Consider the following 424-nt stretch of genomic DNA (forward strand, 5'->3'; position numbering starts at 1 on the left):
ACGGATGCGGCGGTGAAATCGCTGAATGGTATTGATATACCGGAACAGCAGGTGCCCTTCCTGGGGAAAATTTCGGGGGAGGTGATGCCGTATGCAGACCAGCAGAAGATGTACGACCGGATGACAGAGATTGCGCAGTATCACGCAGAGCTGAAGAGTCTGACCGGTGCAGAAAGAACGGCGTTCATTGACGAGAACAACGGAAAATTGTCGATGAACGGGCTTATGCAGGATACCCGGAAGAGACTGAAGGATTTGCGTAAACAGCGTGATGCCATTTACGCCGACAGTACTCTCAGTCTGGCGCAACAGTCGGCGATGGTGAAATCGGTAGAGCGGGATATGAAAATTGCCGTGGATCGGTTTAACCGCGAGTACAACAAAAAAGTGGGAGTGGATTAACAGAAATGGCCCCGTACGGAAG

1 protein-coding gene is annotated in these 424 nt (G+C 51.4%); it reads left to right on the plus strand.

Features of this window, described 5'->3' with window-relative positions:
- A partial coding sequence (locus Y887_RS18065; protein ID WP_046965669.1) for a hypothetical protein occupies positions 1 to 402 on the plus strand: 402 nt, incomplete at its 5' end.
- Between the last annotated feature and the right edge of the window lie 22 nt (positions 403 to 424).

It is taken from the genome of Xanthomonas pisi DSM 18956 (assembly GCF_001010415.1).
In the GTDB taxonomy this organism is placed as follows: Bacteria; Pseudomonadota; Gammaproteobacteria; order Xanthomonadales; family Xanthomonadaceae; genus Xanthomonas; species Xanthomonas pisi.